Origin of the sequence: Ignatzschineria cameli (assembly GCF_003121895.1) — a bacterium.
Lineage (GTDB): Bacteria > Pseudomonadota > Gammaproteobacteria > Cardiobacteriales > Wohlfahrtiimonadaceae > Ignatzschineria > Ignatzschineria cameli.
Window position 1 is genome coordinate 64,642 of record NZ_QEWW01000006.1, and the last position, 18,699, is coordinate 83,340.

The following is an 18,699-nucleotide window of genomic DNA, read 5'->3' on the forward strand; positions in this document are numbered from 1 at the left end:
TAAACTCAGCTTATGAGAGATGATTGTGATACTTCTTCTCTTCTGGATCGAGTTGATGAATCTCGTCGATAATTGAGCAGTTGTCCGCGGTATGATTCTGTGTGCAGCGCGCTTGGATATCGGCGAGCATCGCTTTGAGGGTAGTCAATTCCTGAATTCTCTCATCAATATGAAAGAGATGATCTTGAATGATCTCATTAATAGGAAGGCAGCTCTCATCTCCATTTTCCGTTGCATCGATAACCTGCCGGATCTCTTCAAGGCTCATATCAAATGCGCGACAATTGCGAATTAAGATCAATCGTTGTAAGTGATCGAAGCGATAGATCCGATAGTTATTGCTAGCGCGCTCAGGTGCTGCTAAGAGCTTCTCCTTCTCATAGAAGCGAATGGTCTCTACCGGCACGCGACTTAAGGTCGCTAACTCACCAATTAAATAGGTCTTATTCCCTTGTAAAGCCCGCTTTTTCATATTTTTTCTCCTTATCTCGATTGTTCCTTTCTATTCTACATCAATTGCTTGACCCTATAGTAACTATAGGGTGTTTAATAGCGTTCTCATAAGAATCTTTCATAACTTGAGGGAAGGTATAAAAATGGTAGGTAGAGTGAATGCTGAGAGTTGTTGCGCAGTAGCTAAGGAGAATCGAGAAGATGAGCGCATCATCGATTGCCATGATGCTCAGCATCATGATTGTGTTGCCGACTCAAAAGAGGGGGCAGATTGTCTCGATGCGCATGAACATCCAAAAGGAGAGAGTTGTTGCACATTGCCAACGCAAGAGTATGAGCCGATAGAGAGTGCCATTCCTGCGGGATATCGGCAAGATATTCTCTATGTGAAAGAGATGGATTGTCCGATGGAATCGAAGCTAATAGAGCGTGCTTTAGCCTCTTTTTCGGAGATAGATTCTTTAAATTTTAATTACTTAAAGCGAGAAGTTTATATTGTCCATAAAGGGGATTTAGCACCTTTTTTAGAGAAGATTCGAAAGCTCAATATGACGCCACAGCGGGTAACAGATGGGGCTGAGATTGTGAGTGAGCCAGAAGGAATCTATGCAAAGAGCGAGCGTTGGCGCTTGATACTCTCGGGGATTGCGGCTGCTACTTCAGAGCTCTTTGAGTTTGCTGGTTGGAGTAGTTGGGGAAGTGCCCTCTTTGCCTTTTTAGCCATTGCGCTTGTGGGGCTCTCAACATACCGTAAAGGTTGGGTTGCTCTTAAAAATCGAACGCTCAATATCAATGCTTTGATGAGTGTTGCGGTCACCGGGGCGTTGCTATTAGGAATCTTCCCTGAAGCGGCGATGGTGATCTTTCTCTTTACGCTTTCAGAAAAGATTGAAGCACACTCCTTAACGAAAGCACAAAATGCCGTAGAGAAATTATTGAAGCTCGCACCTGATAATGCCCAGGTTATTACAGAGAAGGGGATTATGGAGATGCCGGTAGAGAAGATAAAAATGGGAGATCTCTTACGGATTATGCCCGGCGGAAGATTGCCATTAGATGGAATCATTACTCGAGGGAGCTCAAGCTTTGATGAATCTGCAATTACCGGTGAGAGTCTGCCTGTGGATAAGTCTGTGGATGACACTGTGTATGCCGGGACGATTAATCAACAAGGGGAGATCGAATATCGGGCAACTTCAACAGCGAAAGATTCCACATTAGCCAAGATCGTTAAAACGATAGAGTCAGCACAGGTGAAGAAAGCGCCGGTGCAGCGATTTATCGATCGTTTTGCCGCTATCTATACGCCGGTTGTCTTTGTTGTTGCCCTCCTTATTGCGCTTCTATCACCGCTTTGGGGAATCTCCTGGTTTGAGGCGATTTATCGTGCATTAGTGGTTTTAATTATAGCTTGTCCCTGTGCATTAGTGATCTCAACGCCGGTAGCGATTGTAAGTGCATTAACGCAATTAGCGCGTCATGGCATCTTGGTAAAAGGGGGGGAATATATTGAAAAAGGAGCCCATTTGACCCATATCGCTTTTGATAAGACGGGGACCTTAACTGTTGGAACACCGACCTTTAGTCGAGTGATTGCCTTTTCAGAAAGTGGAAAGGAGAGCGATCAATTAGAAGAATCACTTGAGCAGTTAGCGGTGAGTTTAGCCGCGCGATCAGATCATCCCATCTCACAGGCGATTGTAGCTCACACTTCCTATCCGATTGTAGAGATCGATCACTTTATGGCGCTTCCTGGCGAAGGGATTAAAGGCGTGTGGCAAGGCGAATCCCTTCTATTAGGAAATCGCAAGATGATGCTCCATCATCAGGTATCCCTTGAACCCATTATGGCGCAATTAGAGGCGATTGAGGGGCAAGGATCGAGCTTAACGCTCTTTGCCTATTGTGGGAAAGTGCGGGCGCTCTTTATTGTTGAAGATCGGGTGAAAGCGAATGGATCTGAAGTTCTCGCTACCTTAAAGACACTCGATATGACACCGATACTACTATCAGGGGATCATCAAGGGGCGGTATCTCATGTGGCAGCTCAAGTGGGTATTGATCAAGCTTATGGGGCACTATTGCCGGAAGAGAAATTAGCAAAGCTTACCCGCTATCAGCAAAATGGGCAGGCAATTGCAATGATTGGTGATGGAATCAATGATGCGCCTGCATTAGCGCAAGCGGATGTTAGTTTTGCGATGGGAGCAATGGGTAGTGATATCTCGATTGAGACGGCAAATGTGGCATTGATGGATGATGATCTTGCAAAAATCCCCTACTTTATTCGTGTATCACGTCGTACAGTGACGCTGATTAAACAGAATATCGCCGTTGCTTTAGGGATTAAAGCGCTCTTCTTTATTGCGATTTTTATCGGTTACGAGAGTATGTGGGCTGCTGTTTTTGCCGATGTTGGCGCTTCTCTATTAGTTATTATGAATAGTTTACGGATCTTGCGAGAGAATTTTGATCACTAGAGATCGGCTAACTTCGTTCCATAAAAAAGCCCCTTACAAATCTTTTTAAAGACTTTATAAGCATGCTCGAGATCATCAAACTTAAAGTGATGTGTGATCATCTTTTCGAGTGGTAATTTTCCTGAGCAGCAGGTTTTAAGGAGCATATCGGTTGTGTTGGCATTAACAAGGCCGGTTGTGATTTTGAGGTTTTTAATCCACAATTTTTCTAGTGCAAAACTAACAGGCTGGCCATGAACACCGACGTTGGCGATATTTCCACCCTCTTTTACCACATGTTGACAAACATCCCATGTTGCAGGAATCCCTACAGCTTCAATCGCACAATCAACACCGCGACCATCAGTAAGGGAGAGAATTGTCTCAATAGGATCTTCCGTTGCTGAGTTAACAACATCGGTCGCACCCATTTCAAGAGCCATCTCTAATCGATTTTGATCAGTATCGGCAACAATAATTTTACTCGGAGAGTAGAGTTGAGCGGTTAAGAGAGCCGCCATTCCAATCGGTCCTGCTCCTACAATCGCAACGGTATCACCCGGTTTGACATCCCCATACTGAACGCCAATTTCATGGGAGGTTGGAAGTGCATCAGAGAGAAGAACCGCAACATCTTCACTTAACTCTTTAGGAAGATGGTAGAGGGAGGTATCAGCAAAGGGAGTACGAACATATTCAGCTTGTGTTCCATCGATCATATATCCCATAATCCAACCACCTTCATTTAAGCAGTGAGCATTAAGTTGTTTTTGACAGTTTTCACATGTACCACAGCGGCTGACACAGGAGATAATCACTTTGTCCCCTTTTTTGAAGTTCTTAACAGCGCTACCAACTTCTTCGATGATGCCGATACCTTCATGCCCTAAAATACGACCATTAAATTCGCCATCACGCTCTTTAGCTGTCGCCTCAATTTCAGGATTTTTACCCTTCATAATACCAAGGTCTGTTCCACAGATCGTTGTTTTTGTAAGTTTCACAATGGCATCTGTTGGGGCTAAAATTTTGGGGATAGGGCGCTCTTCAAAACGAAGATCATTTTCACCATAATAGACCATAGCTTTCATACTTTCTGACATAGCATTCTCCTTAGTATTGTGGGAAGTTGAGTAAAAAGTATCCTCTTTCATAGTAAGGGATCTCTTCTGAAAGTACAATAAAAATCCCGTACGTTATACTCTCGGAGGGCGCTGTTAAACGAGTGTTTGAAGGATTTTAACGCGATAGGTCTTTGATAAACAAAAGATAAAACATTATTGGCAATAATATAATAAATGCTATAAATTTACCTTTTATTTTTGTCTTTCATTTATTATTAATAATTTTTATGTCTGTGTTATATATATTTTTATATCTTATTTTGTCTTTGGCGAATCTTTGATTATCAGGATATACCCTTGGTTTTGAACCTTAGTTTGAGATTAAGTGCTGCTGATTGCTCTATTATCGGAGGTTACTACTGTCGGTGGTTAACTTATTGAATCTTATATTGAGTCTTATATGGAGTGTTGGAGAAGTTGGTAGGAGTATAAAAAAGAGTGCTTTTAAGCACTCTTTAGTCTATTGATATGATGATAGTGCTTAATTGTGATTAAGACGCTTTTTTAATGAGCTGTTATATCATATCAATCAGCATTACTCTGTTATATCACTTGCAATATCGGACAGCTATCTCATTTTCAGTGGTGCGAAGTTGTTACTACGCTTTTTTCATAAACTCTGATTTTAGCTGTAAGCTCGTACCGTTGACTTTACAGTCGATATCGTGATCACCATCGATAATACGAATATCTTTGATCATTGTTCCCTGTTTTACCACCATCGAAGATCCTCGTACTTTAAGATCTTTGATCACTGTGACGGAATCACCATCTTGTAGTGGCGTGCCGTGGGCATCACGTGTTACAGGTTTTTGTTCCTCTTCAACACGCTCTTCATTAACAGACCATTCATGACCACAGTCTGGGCAGAAGTAGAACTCTGTATCGGTATAGGTATGTGTCATTTGACACTCTGGGCAAGGGGGTAAGTTATGCATTGTATTCTCTCCCAAATCAAATTTTATCGGTTGAATTGGCATCATGGTAAGTTTTGTCGCCAATTCGGCACTGAGGCAATATACCTAAATAAGAGTTAAAAATCGAGGAGTTAAGCGAATATTGAGATGGATAAGCGCTAATATGATGATTTTGTAAATATCTCATTGGGTTATCTTTGGAGGATGATGAGAGCGAGATCCGGCATCGTATCCACCTTTCCTGTTTTACCGATAAGAGAAGTCGCTATAATGGTTGATGAGTTTATCGGTTTTGTAAGATGGGTGAATTAAGGTGAGAGAATCAATTATGGGAGTTATAGATGAGTAAAGAAATAAGAGCGGTAGCATTTGATCTTGATGGGACATTGATTAATAGCGCTAAAGGGTTAACAGAGGCGATCGATCTTATGCTGAAGAGCTTAGAGTATCCTGTTGCTGGCTTTGAAAAGGTCTCGATCTGGATTGGAAATGGTGCGGTGAATTTAGTTGAGAGCGCGCTTAAAGATGCCGGTGATGAGGAGGCTTTGCGCCTTTTTGATGAGGCATATGATCTCTTTAACCGCTTCTATGCTGATGTATTAAAGAAGGGGAGTGAGCTCTATCCTGGCGTGCGTGTTACGCTTACAACATTAAAAGCGCAGGGTTACCACTTAGCCTTAATTACAAATAAGCCTTCTCGCTTTCTGCCACAATTATTGAAAGATCTCGCTTTAAGTTCTCTATTTGATCTTGTTTTAGGGGCTGATGATGTTGCAGCAAGAAAGCCCCATCCTGCGCCTATCTATCAGACATTAGGGCATTTTGGTCTCTATCAGCATGAGTTGCTCTTTGTGGGGGATTCGCGAAATGATATTGAGTCGGCAAAAGAGGCCGGTGTAGCAACGGTAGGTCTCACTTATGGCTACAATTTTGGCCGCTTGATTTCAGAAGAGAATCCCACCTATGTGATCGATCACTTTGAAGAGCTATTGGCCATTTTAGGAATCAGCGCTTAGAAGGGTATGGCTGAGGGGTGAGAGAGCCAGAAAAGTGAGGAAAATTGTGGAAAAAAAAGAGCTAAGGTAACAGAATGATGCTTTTGAATCTGCAAAATCATTTTGTTAAACCGTTAGCTCTTTTTTAATGGGATATTTTCTAATTATTGATTAGCCACCTACAGCTGCAGAGGCAACTTGAGGGAAGAGTGGCGTCATAAGATAGAGCTTAATCACAATCGCATTAACAATATCGATAAAGAAGGCGCCGACCATCGGAACAACTAAGAAGGCTTTAGTGGAAGGACCGAAACGTTCTGTTACTGCCTGCATGTTAGCGATCGCTGTCGGTGTTGCACCAAGACCAAATCCACAATGACCTGCGGCAAAAACGGCACCATCTAAACCACGACCCATTGCATTGTAGGTGATGAAGACCGCATAGAGCGCCATAATAATCGCTTGCACTGTTAAGATGATTAACATTGGGATTGCAAGGGATTTAAGCTCCCATAGTTTAAGGCTCATCAATGCCATTGCAAGGAAGAGTGAAAGGCTCACGTTTCCAACAATAGAGACAGAGCGCTCAAAGATAATTTGATCACTGATGAGTGAGAGAACGTTATTGATAATGACCCCTACAAAGAGTACACAGACGAAGGTAGGAAGGGCAAATTTCGTTCCATTTAACGCATCAGAGATAATGGTTCCTAAGGTGATGGAGATCAAAATCATCGTGATAGTTTCAAGTAGCGCATTAGAGGTAATGCGGCGGCTAGCACGTGGCTGCTCAAATGCAGTGATATTATCAGATGCTTCCTTATCTTGATCCTTCCCCATAATGGTTGTATCGAGTGTCATTTGACGTTTGCGAAGTAACATTCTCGCAACAGGACCACCAACTAATCCCCCTAAGACTAAACCGAATGTTGCACAAGCCATCGCAATCTCTGTTGCATTGGTAAAGCCATACTCTTTAGAGAAGACTTCGCCCCATGCTGCTCCTGTACCATGACCACCGGCAAGTGTTACCGATCCGGCAAGAAGCCCCATAAGAGGATCGATGCCGAGGGCCTTTGCTAAGCCGATTCCAACGCCACTTTGGATAAGAAGGAAGATAATAACAACAACGAGGAAGATGAGGAGGGAAAGACCCCCTGAAAGGAGGCTTTTGAAGTTTGCATTAAGACCGATTGTTGCAAAGAACATCAACATCAACGGGGTTTGGAGAGCTGTATCGAATTTTATCTCAAAGTCGAATACAGTTTTTAAGATTAAGATCGTAAATGCAATGATCAAACCGCCGGCAACGGGGCTTGGGATTGTAAAACGATCGAGGAGAGGGATTTTTGCGACGACAATACGACCGAGAAGCAAGGTTAAACAAGCAATGACGATCGTAGCGTACACATCAAACGAAATCATGTTTGAGCTGATCATTAGGGTAACTCCTATATCTAAAATAACGATTTTTCAATCAATTCTCCTTCTAGTAGAAGGCTTCTATCTCAATACCCTAATCGAAAAATATCTATTGAAGATCGATTTTGAGATATCTCTCCATTAGGGTTGGTAGTTCTTAAAATGGGTGCTTTTAACTCTTTTTGAGTTATTACAAGCCGTTAATTTATTGCATAACGCAGTGTGATTTCTCATTTTATGGGGTGATCCTTTTCTAACTTAGGATCAAACGGTATGCCAATGAGGATACATTCTATAGTAAAGGGCAATCTGTTATAATTCAGTGATCTAAAACTTTGCAAAATTAACCTGAGGCCATCTGCGATGACAAAACGATTTCTACAATGGTTTTTCCCTTTAACTCTTCTCCTCACTCCGGCAATGACGCTAGCAAATCAGCAGTTTATCGTTGACTACTTTCAAAATCTTAAGACGCTTGAGGCGAATTTCACTCAAGAGATTATCACTAAAGATCGAGTCGATACAACTACCGGGGAATTAATCATTGAGAAAAATAATCCAACAGTTGAAGGAAATTCTCAACAATTATCATCGACAAAGGGGCAGAAAAGAGGGATATCATCCCCGAAGTTCCTCTTTGATTATCAAAAACCTTATCAGCAGATCTTAGTGAGCAATGGGGAAAAATTTTGGTTTTATGATGTGGATTTAATGCAGGTTATCATTAAACCGCTCTCAGAAGTTCTGAATAATCCGGTATTACAGATTCTTTTAAGTGCTGAGCCGTTAGATCAATACTTCGATATCAAAATGGTAAGAGATCGACGTGAATATCTCTTAACTCCAAAAGTAGGGCGTTCTGATTTAGAGGTGAAGGATATTCAGGTGATCTTTGCAAATCGTAAGATCTACTCCTTTAAGGTAGAGGATGTCACAGGACAGAAGATCTCCTTTGTGATGAAACGAGTTCAAGAGAATAGTACGATTCCAGCCTCGCGTTTCGATTTTACTATTCCTGCAGATGTTGATGTGATCGATGAGACAAAAAAATAGATGCCGTGGGGGTAATTTGTCACAATCACTGTCGCCCCTTTCTCTCCTTACTCCCCTTTTCCCCTTTCCACTTACAATGCCAATATGGAATAAAATAGATGAAAGATCTCTTTTCTGATTTAGCAGAGGAGACAAAATTACAATTCTCCCCTTTAGCTGATTTAGCTCGTCCTCAAACTTTAGAAGAGATTGTAGGACAAGATGCACTGCTAGGTGAAGGAAAGCCTCTCTATGAAGCTTTTCGTAGCGGAATACCCCATTCAATGATCTTTTGGGGGCCACCGGGCGTTGGAAAGACGACATTAGCAAATCTGATCGCCAAAGAGTTTGATGCAGCATTTATCTCCCTTTCAGCCGTCTTTTCAGGGGTAAAAGAGATTCGGGAAGCGATAAAAGAGGCAGAGGCTTATCAGCTTCAAGGGCGAAGAACGATCCTCTTTATCGATGAGATTCATCGTTTTAATAAGGGACAACAGGATGCCTTACTCCCCTTTGTGGAATCTGGTCTTGTTACCTTTATTGGCGCCACTACAGAGAATCCCTCATTTGAGATCAATCAAGCGCTCTTGTCGCGCGCATCAGTCTATCTTCTCTCACCACTTGATGAGCAAGCTCAGCGCACATTAATAGAGCGGGCAGTAACAAGATATTATCCGCAATATCATCTTGATGAGGCGGCAACCCTTCGTTTAATTGAGTATGCCGGGGGCGATGGGCGGCGACTCTTAAATCTACTTCAGCAGCTACTTGTCGTAGCGAAAAATGATGAGCAATATGGGATCGATTGTGCATTGGTAGATCGCATCCTTTCGAATCAGCCGAAGCGATTTGATAAAGGAGGCGATTATTTTTATGACCAGATTTCGGCATTTCATAAGTCGATTCGTGGTTCTGATCCTGATGCTGCTCTCTATTGGTTCTCTTTGATGATGGAAAGCGGTGTGGATCCGCGTTATCTCGGGCGAAGAATATTGATGATCGCCTGGGAAGATGTAGGCCTTGCTGATCCAAGAGGAATACAGATTGCAACAGATGCGTTAAGCACCTATGAGCGATTAGGAAGCCCGGAGGGGGATCTTGCGTTAGCACAGGCAGCGATCTATCTAGCCTGTGCGGCAAAATCGAATGCAGGTTATATGGCCTTTAAGAGAGCGCGACAATTTGTAGCGGCAGATCAGACGCGGCCAGTTCCGCTTCATCTCCGAAATGCGCCAACAAAGCTGATGGCAGAATTAGGCCATGGCCAACATTACCGCTACGCTCATGATGAGCCAAATGGATATGCTGCCGGTGAGCGTTACTTTCCTGATGGAATGGATGAGATTCAGTGGTATCACCCAACAGATAGAGGGCTAGAGCGTCAAATTGGGGAGAAGCTTAAATTTTTAGATCAATTAGATGAAGCGGCAAGGAAAAATAACCGCTCTAGATAATAATTAGAACTATCTATTTTTATAATTAATCATCTTTAAGAGAAAGAATAGTAGCTATGAATATGAATTGGATTATTCAGAAAATGGATCAACTCATTATTTCAGGTCTTGATGATTTACAAGAAGATATTGATATTGAGTGCAAATTGGCATCTGGGAAAGATGGAAAAGGACGAATACCTAATTCATTGTGGGAAACATATAGTGCTTTTGCGAATACAAATGGCGGTATTATTGTTTTAGGTGTGAAAGAGTTATCTTCAGGTCAATTTGAGCTTCAAGGGATAGATAATATTAATCAATTAAGGGCTGATTTTTTTAACACTATCAACAATAGTTCAAAAGTGAATAAAAATATATTGTCAGATAGATATGTTCGAGAGGCTGAGATTGAGGGAAAACAGCTACTATTTATTGCGGTTCCAAGAGCATCTAGGAGGCAGCAACCTATTTACTTAAACAACAATCCTCTAAATAACACCTATATAAGACAGAATGAAGGAGACTATAAATTAGACGATGATTCCGTGAAAAGAATGTTAGCAGAGCAGGTTGATATTCGAGATGATCAAATTTTAGTTCATTACGGAATTGAAGATTTGGCAATGGAGTCGTTGCAATCTTATCGACAAAGATATAGTAATTTGAAGCCGCATGCAGAGCTGAATGATTTAGACAATATTGAATTTTTGCGACGAATTGGGGCATATGGTATTAATCGGGAAACTGGAGAACATGGGTTAACAAGAGCGGGGTTGTTAATGTTTGGTATGCACCATGTGATTAATGATGTTTTTCCTAACTATATGGTTGATTATCAGGAGCGACCTAGGGCTAAAACAGAAGCTCGTTGGGTGGATAGAGTTGTACCTGATGGATCTTGGAGTGGAAATCTTTATGATTTTTATAGAAAGGTTTATACCAAGCTTGTTCAAGATTTAAAAATACCTTTTGAGTTGAAAGATGGGGTTCGTCAAGAAGATACTCCGATACATATTGCTTTGAGGGAAGCATTGGTTAATTGTATTGTCCACGCGGACTATACCGATAGAGCCTCTGTTTTAATTGTAAAAAGACCTGATATGTTTGGGTTTCGTAATCCGGGGCTCATGAGAGTTCCGCTAAAGGTTGCTTTACAAGGTGGGGAATCGGATTGTCGCAATCGAAAACTGCATCAGATGTTCCGATTGATTAATGTTGGGGAACAGGCAGGATCAGGGATTCCTAAAATATTATCAGGTTGGCAATCTCAGCACTGGTTGCCTCCATATTTGCGTGAAAAAAGAGAACCTAATAATCAAACTCTATTAGAACTAACCATGATCGATTTATTTCCGCAAGAGACAATGCAGCGATTAGCCGTTCAGTTTGGCTCGAAATTTAAGTTACTAAATGAAGAGGAGAGGGTGGCCTTGGCGATTGCAAAAATTGAAGGAGTTGTAACGCATACTCGTCTACAGGCGATTAGTACAAGTCATTCCGTCGATATTTCTCGTAACTTACAACATTTGGTAAAAGAAGGCTTTCTAAATAGTACCGGCGGTCGTGGAGCTGTCTATACATTAAGTGGAACAGAAGTACTGAAGCCTGAGGATGTGTTTGATAATACACATCGTCTCAGCACTGTAATTAATGAGGGTAGCTCTGTAATTAATGAACAGAGCACTGTAATTAATGAGGGTAGCTCTGTAACTAACGAGGATAGCTCTGTAATTAATGGGAGAGATGACTTAGGAAAAAGCAATCAAGTTAGAGATGCATATGGCCGGTTTTGTAGTGATAAATTAGAATTACCTATTATCGATAATATTGATAAACTTACGGTTGAGTATAAGATGCATCTATACGAAATGGCAGGAGAAGCTAGAAATAAGCAACGTCTAGCGAGATCTATCATGGAAAATTTAATACTACAACTCTGTGAAGATCAATTTATTACCCTGGTATCATTAGCGAAGATTTTAAAACGTAAACCAGAGTCATTACGGCGAAGCTATTTAACTAAACTAATTAAAGATCAGCGATTATCCCTAGCCTTTCCTGCAACGCCAACGCATGAAAGACAAGCTTATAGGTCTAATTTGAATCTTCTTACAAGATCAGAAAATTAATCAATGCTATGAGATAGCGATATAGGATAGTAAAAAGCGACCCCTTATATTTATTAAAGGATCGCTCTTTTTTATACGCTATTTTCTATTTTAATGGGTCTAGAAACTTGTAGAGAAATAGTTAATCAATCAGATTAATCGCCTTCTCTAAACGCTCAAGTGTTCGCTCTTTCCCAACAAGATAGAGTGTTTCATCTAGGTTAGGGGAGTTGGTGCGGCCTACGATCGCGGTGCGAAGTGGCATACCCACTTTACCCATTCCTATCTCGAGATTTTTTGTTACTGCTTTAACTGCAGCATCAAGTTCCGCATGCTCCCATGTCGTCACATCACTTAAGACGCGAACTAACTCTTCAAGAACAGGTTTGGATGCGCTAGTAAGTTGTTTCGCTTTTGCTGCTTCATCAATTTCAATTTCATCGACAAAGAGATATTGGATCATCTCTGCAAGCTCTACGAGGGTCTCTGAACGCTTCACATGCGCTTCAACCGCTTTTGTTAAGAAATTATCAAACTCAGGTGATGTTTCTGTCTGAATTCCTAATTTTTTTAAAAATGGTTTAAGTAACTGTCCTAATTCTGCAGGATTCTTCTCAATCATATAATGTTGATTGAGCCAGAGAAGTTTTGATGTGTTAAAAGCACTTGCTGATTTAGAGACATTTTTAAGATCGAAATATTTGACCATCTCTTCAAAGGTGAAGATCTCCTGATCACCATGAGACCAGCCAAGACGAACGAGATAGTTGATCACCGCTTCAGGAAGGAAACCGCGCTCATAATACTCCATGACACCAACCGCACCATGACGTTTAGAGAGTTTTTGACCATCATCTCCTAAGATCATTGCAAGATGGGCAAAGTGGGGTACCGGCTTTCCTAATGCTTTGAAGATATTGACCTGACGATAGGTATTGTTGATATGGTCATCGCCACGAATGACATGGGTAATTTCCATATCGACATCATCGACAACAACACAGAAGTTATAGGTCGGAGAACCATCGCTACGCGCAATAATTAGATCATCTAGCTCACTATTTTGAACGCTTAAATTTCCATGAACAAGATCGGTAAAGCTTGTGACGCCAACTTGTGGGTTTTTAAAGCGTACTACAGGACTGACACCTTCTGGAATCTCAGGAAGTGTTTTGCCGGGTTCAGGGCGCCAAGTGCCATCATAACGGGGCTTCTCTTTCTTCGCTTCCGCTTTGGCGCGCATCTCAGCTAACTCTTCAGGTGTGCAGTAGCAGTAGTAGGCATGACCTTTCTCTAAAAGTTCAGCAACCACTTCTTTATAACGATCAAAGCGTTTAGTCTGATAGTAAGGGCCTTCATCATATTGAAAGCCTAACCACTCTAAACTCTCCATAATTGCTGCAACCGCTTCAGGTGTTGAGCGCTCAAGATCGGTATCTTCGATACGCAAAACCGTTGTACCTTTGTTATGAAGAGCAAAGAGATGGGAGAAGAGTGCCGTTCTAGCACCACCGATATGGAGATAGCCCGTTGGAGAAGGGGCGAAGCGCGTTTTAACCATAATAATAGATCACATTATCCAGTTTTAAAGGTGAATAAAATAGTAAATATCTCTGTCAATATCGACAATTTGTAGCTCGATCTGCCACCTAGAATGAAGATAGAGAGGATATTTATAGATGAGGTAAAGAGAGCAATCTTATCGATGAGATCATCGCGATAACATCTATAAAAGCCCTCTTATAATGGAGGTAATTATAACACTCTTACTCAATTAAAGAGCAGATAAATCATCAACAGCGAGGCCTTTAAGCTTCTGAATCCTCTTGTTTTGCCACCTCAAAAGAACTCTCTTCTGCCGCTAATTTTGCCGCTCTTTTCTTCTCAATCCGTTTACCGATATAGAGCCCAAGCTCAAAGAGCAGTAGCGCTGCTGTTGCAAAGATAATCATAGAGAAGGGATCGGGGGGTGTTGCAATGGCAGAAACAGTAAAGACACCCACAATAATGTAGGGACGTTTTTTTACTAAGCTTTCTGTCTTAATAATCTGTAGAGAGATCAGGATAATCAGTACAATGGGAATCTCAAAGACGATGCCAAAAAAGAAGAAGAGGCGTAAAACCGTTGAGAGATATTTGCCAATATCAGTGGCCATTTCAACCCCTGATGGGGCAGAACCGGAGAGGAACTTAAACATAATCGGCATAACGGCATAGTAGGCAAATGCCATGCCGGTATAGAAGAGGAGTACGCTTGAGAGAATAATAGGAAATGCGACCCGCTTTTCATGTTGATAGAGTCCCGGCGCGACAAACCCCCAAACTTGGTAGAGTACCCAGGGAATCGCGATAAAGAAGGAGACCCAGAGCGTCAACTTAATAGGAACGATAAAAGGGGCAATAACATCTGTTGCGATCATCTTTCCCCCTTCAGGTAAGACATTGAGAAGGGGCGTTGCTACGAAGTTGTAGATATCATCTCGGAAATAGATTAGAGCTAAGAAGATAATAAGAACACCGGCACCGGCACGAATGAGGCGATCGCGCAACTCAATCAAGTGATGAATAAAGGATTGTTCTTTAGCGGTAGAGTTTGTCATAGTCGGATATCTATCGGGTTATAAGCGTTATCAACGAAAATTAAGAAGCTATTCAGAAGCGAAGAGAAACTCTTGAATAAGGCGAGTTCCTGTAATTCCAAGTAACAGAATGACCGCCGTCAGCATGATAAACTTTGCTGCAGGACGACCCCGTAAACCATAATAATGATGCGCCCATAAAATAGCACCATAAAGAATCCATGCAAGTCCTGTTAAAACAGTCTTGTGAATAAAATGGGGGGAAAACCACTGATCGAAGAAGGCAAAGCTCGTTACAAGGCTGACTGTTAGGAGGATAAAGCCGATGGTGAGCATTCGAAAGAGAAGAAGCTCCATACGTAAAATAGGGGGAAACTTCTGTGTGATTGAGCGACGATTCTTGAGTGCCCGATCCCGCAGATAGAGGAGAAGCGCCTGAACAGAAGCAAGTAGTAAAATGGCATAGGCGATAATAGAGGTTAAGATATGGATACTTAACCAAGGTGATGGTGTGCTAAATCCAACATTTTGATGATCGAAGAATGTTAGGAGCTGCGTCACAGCTGCAAATAGCATAATAGCGATCGCTGTATTGAGATGCCTTCTTAGATAGGGAATGATCAGAAGAACCATAATAATTGAGGCTAAAGAGAGCGCTTCAATCGCACTAATGACATCGAAATCGCCCAAACTGATCTGATGACTCAAGGTGATGACTTGCAAGCCGAGCGCTGAGAAGATTGTTATATAGCTAAGGGGCAACCACCATTTTTGTCCCTTCTTGAAGAGATATACAAGAAGAAATAACGCCGACAAAAGATAGAGTCCAATATTGAGTGATACTAATGTCATAATCTTAAGATTCTTACCTTTTTATATCTAAGGGGGAACTTTAAAGAAGTGCCCATATCAAGTAAACTATACAGTGATTTTACTAGAAAATTGATAAGAATTATAAATAAAAGCTAAAAAGGGTTTTTATGTTTGAAAATTTAAGTGGTCGTTTAAGACAAACAATGCGTTCCCTTAGAGGGCAGGCGAGATTAACAGAGAGCAACATCCAAGATGCTCTGCGTGAAGTTCGTATGGCGCTTTTAGAGGCGGACGTTGCGTTGCCTGTGGTTCGAGAATTTATTAACCAGGTGAAAGAGCGTGCTGTTGGTCGTGAAGTGATCGAGAGTTTAAACCCTGGACAAGTTTTTGTAAAAGTGGTTCATGAAGAGCTCATCAATATCATGGGTGAGAGCAATGAGACCTTAAACCTGCAGACACAGCCACCGGCAGTGATCTTGATGGCGGGTCTACAAGGGGCGGGTAAAACCACAAGTGTCGGGAAGTTAGCTCGCTACCTTAAAGAGCGAGAGCGTAAAAAAGTAGCGGTTGTGAGTGCCGACGTCTATCGTCCTGCGGCGATTGAGCAGCTTCGAAAAGTGGCGGCTCAGGTTGATGCAGAGTTTATCCCTTCCACAGGTGATGAGAAGCCACAAGAGATTGCGCGTCGTGCATTAGAGAGCGCCAAATTGATGAATGCTGATGTTCTGATTGTGGATACAGCAGGGCGCCTACATATTGATGAGACGCTCATGACCGAGATTCAAGAGATCCATCAAGTGCTCAATCCTATTGAAACGCTCTTTGTTGTCGATAGTATGACAGGACAAGATGCGGCAAATACGGCAAAGGCGTTTAATGATGCTCTGCCATTAACCGGTGTGGTCTTAACAAAGATCGATGGGGATGCACGTGGAGGTGCTGCGCTTTCCATTCGCCATATCACTCAAAAGCCTATTAAGTTTTTAGGGGTAGGTGAAAAGCTTGAAGCGTTAGAGCCTTTCCATCCTGATCGTCTTGCATCTCGTATTTTAGATATGGGTGATGTCCTCTCGCTTGTTGAGGAGATGGAAGCAAAGGTTGATAGAGAAGAAGCTGAGCGAATCACGAAGAAATTTAAGAAAGGGGAAGGCCTCGATCTTAATGACTTTAAAGCGCAGATGGAGCAGATGCTCAATATGGGGGGGATCAATACCCTCTTGACTAAATTGCCGGGAATGGGCGATATTGCGGAAAAAGCTAAAGGTAAAGTGGATGATAAGATCTTTGTTCAGAAGATCGCTATTATCAACTCTATGACGCCGGCAGAGAGAGCAGATCATAAGCTGATTAAAGCGCCTCGCCGTAAGCGAATTGCAGATGGTGCAGGAGTCAATATTCAAGAGGTTCATAAGCTTTTAAAAGAGTTTGATCAGATGCAGCGGATGATGAAGCAATTTAAAGGGGGCGGAGTTAGAAAGATGATGCGCTCATTAAAAGGAAAGTTGCCTCATCGTTAATTTTCGCTTTCAACATAAAAATAAGTTGTGCTGTTAGAGAGATTTGATCAAAAATAGCTATAGATAAGATCACCCTTATTGCTGAGCAATAAGGGTTTTTAGTAATAGAGGGAGATATCAATGAGTAGAGAGCCAGGGAATCATATTCCTCAATTAGATCGAGGAGCATTAAGAAGTAGCGCTCAAGCTAGTGAAGGAGTCGGTAGCGGGGTTGATTCAGCATGCCTAACTGAGGCATTAGCAAATGCACTCAATAGTGCTACGGTAGAGGCTCGGCGGAAAAGGCGTTGGGCAATCTTCTTTCGTCTACTCTTTGCCTTTCTCTTTCTTTTGATGGTTTTACTCTTTTTTGCTGGAAGATCGATCGACAGTGGAGCAATTAAGGTAGATTCAGAGGGGCGCCTTCTAGATCGTTATACCGCTGTGATCGATCTAAAAGGGATTATTGCGGAAAATAGTGATGCTAGTGCTGCAAGGTTGATCTCGGCATTAGGAAAGGCTTATCAAGATCCGAAAGCGGTCGGTATTATATTGCGTATTAACTCAGGGGGCGGATCACCAGTACAGAGTGGTTATGTCTATGATGAAATCAATCGGCTACGAGAACTCTATCCTCATAAGAAGCTCTTTGCCGTGATTGAGGATATCGGGGCATCAGGCGCGTACTATATTGCGGCAGCTGCGGATCAGATCTATGCCGATAAAGCGAGTTTAGTGGGATCGATAGGTGTTACGGCGGCAAGCTTCGGTTTTGTAGAGTTGATGGATAAGGTGGGAATTGAGCGCCGGCTCTATACCTCTGGGGAATATAAAGCCTTTTTAGATCCATTCTCTCCACAAAATCCTACTGAGACAGCGTTTTGGAAAGGGGTACTCGATGGGGTACATCAGCAATTTATCAAGGCGGTCAAAGAGGGGCGAGGAACCCGCTTAAAAGATCCTGATAATTCATTGCTCTATAGTGGTTTGGTTTGGAATGGGGAGCAAGCGCTTGATTTGGGGCTCATTGATGGCTTAGGATCTGCAGCTTCTGTTGCAAGAGATTGGCAAGCGCCGGCATTGATCGATTTTACAGAGAAAGAAGATCCCTGGAGTAAGATGATGCGGGAGTTAGGCTTAGGTGTGATCTCTGCTATAAAAGCGGCATTACCTCAGCTGGGGCTCTATTAAGGGCACTGTGTCGATCTTAAAATAAATCGGATAAGAAAAAGCGCTATTGGGAGGTCTCTCACTAGCGCTTTTATTCATTCGATCTTGCGTCTTCTAATCCTATCGGCATATCCGTAATTGATGCTGATAATGATAGGAGCTCTAATCTTCTAACTGATGGTCATAATCATTATCGATTAAGACAGCTTGCATTAAGAGGCTTGCAGTTGCAGTATTACAGGCAATGGGGATATTGTAGAGCGTTGAGAGACGAATTAAAGCCTTAACATCAACATCATGGGGCATCGGCGTTAAAGCATCGGTAAAGAAGATCAGCATATCGAGTTTATCGGTACAGATCATCGATCCTAACTGTTGATCTCCACCTAATGGACCACTCTTTAATCTTGTTAATGAGAGGTCAGGATAAGCCTCTAAAATATGGGACCCTGTGGTTCCGGTTGCATAGAGGTTATGTTGTCTAAAGTAGGGGAGATAATCTCCAATCCAATCGACTAGGAGTTTCTTCTTGGCATCATGGGCAACTAAGCCGATAGAGAGTGGCTTCATAGTTAATATCCTTTTAGGCGGTACCGTTTATGAAATAGTTACAGTAGTTAAAGTAGCTACGGTAGTTAAAATGGTGAAACAGTGAGGTGTATTAGCGCATTGAGTGCCAAATTGATGGCGTTATT

General features: G+C 42.1%; 15 protein-coding genes. 7 read left to right on the forward strand and 8 right to left on the reverse strand.

What is annotated here, in order from left to right:
- Positions 1-10: 10 nt before the first annotated feature.
- Positions 11-472: a MerR family transcriptional regulator gene (locus DC077_RS08330; protein WP_109202008.1), complete on the reverse strand. Its 462-nt coding sequence runs from the start codon at positions 470-472 to the stop codon at positions 11-13.
- Positions 473-596: 124 nt separating this feature from the next.
- On the opposite strand from DC077_RS08330, the gene DC077_RS08335 reads away from it, so the two are divergent.
- On the forward strand, positions 597-2,933 hold the full coding sequence (locus DC077_RS08335; protein WP_109217943.1) for a heavy metal translocating P-type ATPase: 2,337 nt from the start codon (positions 597-599) through the stop codon (positions 2,931-2,933).
- Here the strand turns inward: DC077_RS08335 and DC077_RS08340 are convergent.
- Positions 2,930-4,003, reverse strand: coding sequence for a zinc-dependent alcohol dehydrogenase family protein (locus tag DC077_RS08340; protein ID WP_420866471.1), 1,074 nt, complete (start codon positions 4,001-4,003; stop codon positions 2,930-2,932). The genes DC077_RS08335 and DC077_RS08340 overlap by 4 nt on opposite strands.
- A gap of 632 nt (positions 4,004-4,635) precedes the next feature.
- Entirely contained in the window at positions 4,636-4,974 is a 339-nt protein-coding gene (locus DC077_RS08345) for a zinc ribbon domain-containing protein YjdM (RefSeq protein WP_109217945.1), read from the reverse strand.
- A 320-nt stretch (positions 4,975-5,294) separates the two neighbouring features.
- On the opposite strand from DC077_RS08345, the gene DC077_RS08350 reads away from it, so the two are divergent.
- On the forward strand, positions 5,295-5,969 hold the full coding sequence (locus tag DC077_RS08350; RefSeq protein ID WP_109217946.1) for a phosphoglycolate phosphatase: 675 nt from the start codon (positions 5,295-5,297) through the stop codon (positions 5,967-5,969).
- A gap of 150 nt (positions 5,970-6,119) precedes the next feature.
- Here DC077_RS08350 and gltS read toward each other — a convergent pair whose 3' ends face one another.
- Positions 6,120-7,373, reverse strand: coding sequence for a sodium/glutamate symporter (gene gltS / locus DC077_RS08355; RefSeq protein ID WP_109202052.1), 1,254 nt, complete (start codon positions 7,371-7,373; stop codon positions 6,120-6,122).
- Between the two features lie 360 nt (positions 7,374-7,733).
- Between gltS and DC077_RS08360 the strand changes: the two genes are divergently transcribed.
- The 3 genes from DC077_RS08360 to DC077_RS08370 all read left to right on the forward strand — a co-directional run bounded on the left by DC077_RS08360 (position 7,734) and on the right by DC077_RS08370 (position 11,967).
- Positions 7,734-8,423, forward strand: coding sequence for a LolA family protein (locus DC077_RS08360; RefSeq protein WP_109217947.1), 690 nt, complete (start codon positions 7,734-7,736; stop codon positions 8,421-8,423).
- Between the two features lie 98 nt (positions 8,424-8,521).
- On the forward strand, positions 8,522-9,856 hold the full coding sequence (locus tag DC077_RS08365; protein ID WP_109217948.1) for a replication-associated recombination protein A: 1,335 nt from the start codon (positions 8,522-8,524) through the stop codon (positions 9,854-9,856).
- Positions 9,857-9,912: 56 nt separating this feature from the next.
- Positions 9,913-11,967, forward strand: a complete 2,055-nt coding sequence (locus DC077_RS08370; RefSeq protein WP_239990280.1) for an RNA-binding domain-containing protein — start codon at positions 9,913-9,915, stop codon at positions 11,965-11,967.
- Positions 11,968-12,088: 121 nt separating this feature from the next.
- On the opposite strand, the gene gltX is transcribed toward DC077_RS08370, so the two are convergent.
- The 3 genes from gltX to DC077_RS08385 all read right to left on the reverse strand — a co-directional run bounded on the left by gltX (position 12,089) and on the right by DC077_RS08385 (position 15,377).
- Positions 12,089-13,507 (reverse strand): glutamate--tRNA ligase, encoded by a 1,419-nt coding sequence (gene gltX / locus DC077_RS08375; protein WP_192874933.1) that lies wholly within the window; start codon positions 13,505-13,507, stop codon positions 12,089-12,091.
- A 247-nt stretch (positions 13,508-13,754) separates the two neighbouring features.
- Positions 13,755-14,546, reverse strand: a complete 792-nt coding sequence (gene tatC / locus DC077_RS08380; RefSeq protein WP_109202001.1) for a twin-arginine translocase subunit TatC — start codon at positions 14,544-14,546, stop codon at positions 13,755-13,757.
- A gap of 48 nt (positions 14,547-14,594) precedes the next feature.
- On the reverse strand, positions 14,595-15,377 hold the full coding sequence (locus DC077_RS08385) for a cytochrome C assembly family protein (protein ID WP_109202000.1): 783 nt from the start codon (positions 15,375-15,377) through the stop codon (positions 14,595-14,597).
- Positions 15,378-15,505: 128 nt separating this feature from the next.
- Between DC077_RS08385 and ffh the strand changes: the two genes are divergently transcribed.
- Both ffh and DC077_RS08395 read left to right on the forward strand, forming a co-directional pair.
- Positions 15,506-16,855, forward strand: coding sequence for a signal recognition particle protein (ffh, locus tag DC077_RS08390; protein WP_109217949.1), 1,350 nt, complete (start codon positions 15,506-15,508; stop codon positions 16,853-16,855).
- A 120-nt stretch (positions 16,856-16,975) separates the two neighbouring features.
- Complete coding sequence (locus DC077_RS08395) at positions 16,976-18,025, forward strand: S49 family peptidase (RefSeq protein WP_109217950.1); 1,050 nt, start codon at positions 16,976-16,978, stop codon at positions 18,023-18,025.
- A 141-nt stretch (positions 18,026-18,166) separates the two neighbouring features.
- On the opposite strand, the gene DC077_RS08400 is transcribed toward DC077_RS08395, so the two are convergent.
- Positions 18,167-18,574, reverse strand: a complete 408-nt coding sequence (locus DC077_RS08400) for a methylglyoxal synthase (protein ID WP_109201997.1) — start codon at positions 18,572-18,574, stop codon at positions 18,167-18,169.
- Positions 18,575-18,699: the final 125 nt, after the last annotated feature.

Excerpts from the sequence above, each read along its gene's own strand:
- DC077_RS08330 (WP_109202008.1), bottom strand. The coding sequence starts at position 472 with ATGAAAAAGCGGGCTTTACAAGGGAATAAGACCTATTTAATTGGTGAG.
- DC077_RS08335 (WP_109217943.1), top strand. The coding sequence starts at position 597 with ATGGTAGGTAGAGTGAATGCTGAGAGTTGTTGCGCAGTAGCTAAGGAG.
- DC077_RS08340 (WP_420866471.1), bottom strand. The coding sequence starts at position 4,003 with ATGAAAGCTATGGTCTATTATGGTGAAAATGATCTTCGTTTTGAAGAG.
- DC077_RS08345 (WP_109217945.1), bottom strand. The coding sequence starts at position 4,974 with ATGCATAACTTACCCCCTTGCCCAGAGTGTCAAATGACACATACCTAT.
- DC077_RS08350 (WP_109217946.1), top strand. The coding sequence starts at position 5,295 with ATGAGTAAAGAAATAAGAGCGGTAGCATTTGATCTTGATGGGACATTG.
- gltS (WP_109202052.1), bottom strand. The coding sequence starts at position 7,373 with ATGATTTCGTTTGATGTGTACGCTACGATCGTCATTGCTTGTTTAACC.
- DC077_RS08360 (WP_109217947.1), top strand. The coding sequence starts at position 7,734 with ATGACAAAACGATTTCTACAATGGTTTTTCCCTTTAACTCTTCTCCTC.
- DC077_RS08365 (WP_109217948.1), top strand. The coding sequence starts at position 8,522 with ATGAAAGATCTCTTTTCTGATTTAGCAGAGGAGACAAAATTACAATTC.
- DC077_RS08370 (WP_239990280.1), top strand. The coding sequence starts at position 9,913 with ATGAATATGAATTGGATTATTCAGAAAATGGATCAACTCATTATTTCA.
- gltX (WP_192874933.1), bottom strand. The coding sequence starts at position 13,507 with ATGGTTAAAACGCGCTTCGCCCCTTCTCCAACGGGCTATCTCCATATC.
- tatC (WP_109202001.1), bottom strand. The coding sequence starts at position 14,546 with ATGACAAACTCTACCGCTAAAGAACAATCCTTTATTCATCACTTGATT.
- DC077_RS08385 (WP_109202000.1), bottom strand. The coding sequence starts at position 15,377 with ATGACATTAGTATCACTCAATATTGGACTCTATCTTTTGTCGGCGTTA.
- ffh (WP_109217949.1), top strand. The coding sequence starts at position 15,506 with ATGTTTGAAAATTTAAGTGGTCGTTTAAGACAAACAATGCGTTCCCTT.
- DC077_RS08395 (WP_109217950.1), top strand. The coding sequence starts at position 16,976 with ATGAGTAGAGAGCCAGGGAATCATATTCCTCAATTAGATCGAGGAGCA.
- DC077_RS08400 (WP_109201997.1), bottom strand. The coding sequence starts at position 18,574 with ATGAAGCCACTCTCTATCGGCTTAGTTGCCCATGATGCCAAGAAGAAA.